The following is a 4326-nucleotide window of genomic DNA, read 5'->3' as shown; positions in this document are numbered from 1 at the left end:
GATTTGAACCTCCGACCCCCACAACCCCATTGTGGTGCGCTACCAGGCTGCGCTATGCTCCAACTCTCCTGAAGAGTCGATGCGACGTCTCTTCCGAATGACTGTTATGCTACCTGAACGCCGTTCTTTTGCAAGTTCTTGAAGTTGCAAGGTTCTTTATCTCTGACTTGAGAGCTGAACCGTCCCTTGGCATGGCGTCATGCCATAAGCTTTATTTGTACCAATGTACATATTACTGGATAACTAAATTGCTTTTGTCGTTTATGCGATCGGTTTTATTTCGTAAGCCCGTCATATATTCATAGGCTTAGCGTTGAGAAAGGTTTTTCTGGATATCTAATAACTTGTTTTACCGTGGAACTTTATCCGTTTTCAGAAGACGAAAAGGTGTGGCTATTGTAATTTTGCCGGAAAAGCCCCATCTTAGAGACTATGGCCAGTTTTACAGATGCTTGAGACTGTATTTCAGGTGTTTTCTGCTGTGGGCTGACCATTGTTAAGCACGTAATAGATCGTGTCCTGAATACCTGCCAGGTTTTCATTTTCTATTTTTTAGCCAGCCAACAGGCTGGTGGATGGCAGGTTCTATTGATATTGAACATATAGGGGCTGAGCTATGGATAATAAAGATACCCTGCAACCATCAGAGCACTATGAACTGCCGTTGTTGCCCCTCCGTGATGTGGTGGTCTATCCGCATATGGTGATCCCGCTGTTTGTTGGCCGGGAAAAATCCATCCAGGCGCTGGACCTGGCAATGTCAGGTGATAAGAGAATTCTGCTGGTAGCCCAGAAAAGTGCCCAGACCGATGATCCTCAGGTGGAAGACCTGTTTTCCGTGGGCACGGTTGCCAGTATTCTGCAATTACTGAAGTTACCAGACGGAACGGTAAAAGTTCTGGTTGAAGGTGAGACTCGGGTAACGATTGACTCGATCTATGAAGACGATGGACTGGTTAAGGCGAAAGTTCATGAGCAGCTGTCAGAGCAGATCAGTGACCGGGAAGGTGAGCTGCTGGTTCGTTCTGTGATGTCTCAGTTTGAGCAGTATGTGCAACTGAGCAAGAAAGTACCCAATGAGGTGCTCAGTTCATTATCCGGTATCAAAGACCCGGCAAAGCTGGTGGATACCATCAGTGCACACATGCCAATGAAGATCGAAGACAAGCAGAAGATGCTTGAGATCATCGACCTGGGAGACCGGTTGGAGTATCTGATTGGTATTATGCAGGGTGAGATGGATTTTCTGCAGGTGGAAAAGAAAATCCGTGGTCGTGTCAAGAAACAGATGGAGCGCAGCCAGCGTGAGTATTACCTGAATGAGCAGATGAAAGCCATTCAGAAAGAGTTGGGGGATATGGATGATGCTCCCAACGAGCTGGAAGAGCTGAAAACGAAAATTGATCAGGCGGGGATGACCCAGGAGGCCAGGGAAAAGACACTGGCGGAACTGGCCAAGCTGAAAATGATGTCACCGATGTCGGCGGAGGCGACGGTGGTCAGGGGGTATATTGACTGGATGCTCAGTGTCCCCTGGAAAAAGCGCAGCAAAGTCCGCCATGATATGAAGCGTGCCCAGGATATTCTTGAGGCTGATCACTATGGGCTGGAGGAGGTCAAGGAACGTATCCTTGAGTATCTTGCCGTGCAGAAGCGGGTTCGTAAACTGAAGGGGCCCGTTCTCTGTCTGGTGGGACCTCCCGGGGTTGGTAAAACGTCACTGGGTGAGTCGCTGGCCAGGGCAACGAATCGCAAGTTTGTCCGTATGGCGCTGGGTGGCGTTCGTGATGAGGCGGAGATCCGCGGTCACCGCAGGACTTACATTGGCTCCATGCCGGGTAAACTGATCCAGAAGATGGCGAAGGTTGAAGTGAAAAACCCGCTTATTCTGCTGGATGAGATCGACAAAATGGGCTCTGATATGCGTGGTGACCCGGCTTCAGCCTTGCTGGAGGTGCTGGACCCTGAACAGAACAACTCATTCAATGACCACTATCTGGAAGTGGATTACGATCTTTCCGATGTTATGTTTGTCTGTACATCCAACTCAATGGATATTCCCGGGCCGTTGCTGGACCGTATGGAAGTGATCCGCATTCCGGGTTATACCGAGGATGAAAAACTCAATATTGCCAAGCGTTATCTGATACCCAAGCAAATCAAGCGCAGTGGTCTGCGCAAGGGCGAGCTTTCCTTTGCTGATGATGCGGTACTGGATATTATCCGCTACTACACAAAAGAAGCGGGGGTTCGTGGACTTGAGCGGGAAATTGCCAAGGTCTGTCGCCGGGCGGTAAAACAGGAAGCGCTGTCTGAAAAGGACCGCAAGAGCGCGGTTATCACGGAAGTACTTGAAGACTTCCTGGGGGTTCGCAAGTTCACCTATGGCCGGGCTGAAGAACAGGATCAGATCGGTCAGGTAACCGGCCTGGCCTGGACATCGGTTGGTGGCGAGTTGCTGACCATTGAATCGGTAGCGGTTCCCGGCAAAGGGCAGATTATCAAAACCGGCTCCCTGGGGGATGTGATGCAGGAGTCAATCCAGGCGGCATTGACGGTGGTTCGCTCCCGTGCAGCCGCCATGGGTATTGAGCCTGATTTTCATCAGAAGAACGATCTGCACATTCACGTTCCTGAAGGTGCAACGCCAAAAGATGGCCCAAGTGCGGGTATTGGTATGTGTACCGCCCTTGTGTCCATTCTGACCGGGATTCCGGTTCGGGCAGATGTTGCCATGACCGGCGAAATTACCCTCCGGGGGCAAGTCCTTGCCATCGGAGGCCTGAAAGAGAAGCTTCTGGCGGCGCATCGTGGCGGTATCAAGAAGGTGCTGATTCCTGAAGAGAACCGTCGCGATCTCAAGGAGATTCCTGACAATATCAAGGATGACCTGGAGATTATTCCCGTGCAGTGGATTGATGGAGTTCTGGAATTGGCTCTGTCGTATATGCCCGAAGCCCTGCCAGAAAAAGCGTTGGAAGTTGCCGATTCCGAGCAGAAAACCGGCCAGAAAAATGATGAACGTGTCAATACTCACTGATCGTTGAATGTGAACGACTGCCCTGTATTGGGCGGTCATTCAGTTATGACGGGGCTTTCCGATGGATTCTTCAGTTGACATGACGGCCGGACGATTGGTATAAATTGCCGCTACTTCGGATCAGGAGTTAGGTCGAAGCCATAGAGTCAGGTTGTCAGCTCAATTGTTAGACAACTTTATACTAATGCGGATAAAAGTAGACTTCTTTTACCGGAATGACCGAACAGGTTAATGCTGTAACCGGTGATTTGCTTTCCTATGACCCTCCAGACAAGATACGCAGAAATTACTCTGCTTCCCCAATTTGATGAGCCTTCGGGTTACTGATCATTTCAGTACCTCCGGGGTGGAGCGGGTTTGCCGCCAGACTTCTTGAATCTAGTCAGACAATTTGCTTGACGGCAGATTATCAGACTTCATACTGCCCCGGTGTTATCGTTCGCTGTTAGTGTTCGATGGTTTTCATTGGCAAAATGAATTCTGGTGATTATTTTCAGTGGTTTTAGATCAAATTGGCTGGTTGGCAGGCTATTAATGATGGGGGTGCATGTATGGTGCTTGTTTTTCATGGGAAAATGCAGCAGCATATCGGTCGCACCTGATTGGGTAGATGACAGAAGACCGGTAAATTACTCAGTTGCCAGCACGCTTTCTGTGTCTATCCTCTGTTAATGATTGAAAACGCATCCTACTTAGAAGGGGAATAGAGTGAACAAGTCCGAGCTTATTGATGCTATCGCTGCATCTGCAGACATTTCTAAGGCTGCCGCTGGTCGAGCCCTGGACGCCGTGATTAACTCTGTCACTGGTGCACTGAAAAATGGTGAACAGGTTGTTCTGGTAGGTTTTGGCACATTTTCTGTGAAAGAGCGTGCCGCACGTACCGGTCGTAACCCACAGACTGGTGAGCCGATTGAAATCGCCGCAGCCAGAATTCCAAGCTTCAAAGCTGGTAAGGCTCTTAAGGATGCCGTGAACTGATTTGGTAGGGTTCACTGTTACTGGTATAGCGCTTTAATCGGTTCTATTTCATCAGGTGGACAAGGCAGGGTTCCACATGAATTATTCCAGGGGAGTTGTCTGCCGGTTCACCAGAAAGCGCATCCGATGATGCGCTTTTTTTTTAAACCAGGCCTTCACTGGACAGGGTGAGAACAAGGGTTATGCTCTGCTCTTGATTAAAACCGCAACGAGCGCAACAGTCGTTGTTATGATCCAAGGCTCAAGCTGACTTTATGCCAGTCCTAAATACAATACACCACCCTGGAAACAGGGAAATGACTGCA

The 4326-nt window shown here is 49.4% G+C and carries 3 protein-coding genes; 2 read left to right on the top strand and 1 reads right to left on the bottom strand.

The features are described from left to right. The first annotated feature begins 616 nt into the window (after nt 1-616). Nucleotides 617-3040 carry an endopeptidase La gene (gene lon / locus KDK15_RS06915; protein ID WP_257294634.1) on the top strand — a complete coding sequence of 808 codons (2424 nt, stop codon included), beginning with the start codon at nt 617-619 and terminating at the stop codon, nt 3038-3040. Nucleotides 3041-3456: 416 nt separating this feature from the next. On the opposite strand, the gene KDK15_RS06910 is transcribed toward lon, so the two are convergent. After that, complete coding sequence (locus KDK15_RS06910) at nt 3457-3627, bottom strand: hypothetical protein (RefSeq protein ID WP_257294633.1); 171 nt, start codon at nt 3625-3627, stop codon at nt 3457-3459. 121 nt (nt 3628-3748) lie between these two features. Between KDK15_RS06910 and hupB the strand changes: the two genes are divergently transcribed. Further along, a complete protein-coding gene (hupB, locus tag KDK15_RS06905) occupies nt 3749-4021 on the top strand; it encodes a nucleoid-associated protein HU-beta (RefSeq protein ID WP_101746322.1) in 273 nt (90 codons plus the stop codon). Nucleotides 4022-4326 lie beyond the last annotated feature (305 nt).

Source organism: Endozoicomonas sp. YOMI1, from assembly GCF_024606345.1.
GTDB lineage: Bacteria > Pseudomonadota > Gammaproteobacteria > Pseudomonadales > Endozoicomonadaceae > Endozoicomonas.
This window is presented reverse-complemented; position numbering and strand designations above follow the sequence as displayed.

What these genes read in the sequence shown, in the direction of transcription:
- lon (WP_257294634.1), top strand. Translation starts at nt 617, where the DNA reads ATGGATAATAAAGATACCCTGCAACCATCAGAGCACTATGAACTGCCG.
- KDK15_RS06910 (WP_257294633.1), bottom strand. Translation starts at nt 3,627, where the DNA reads ATGCTGCTGCATTTTCCCATGAAAAACAAGCACCATACATGCACCCCC.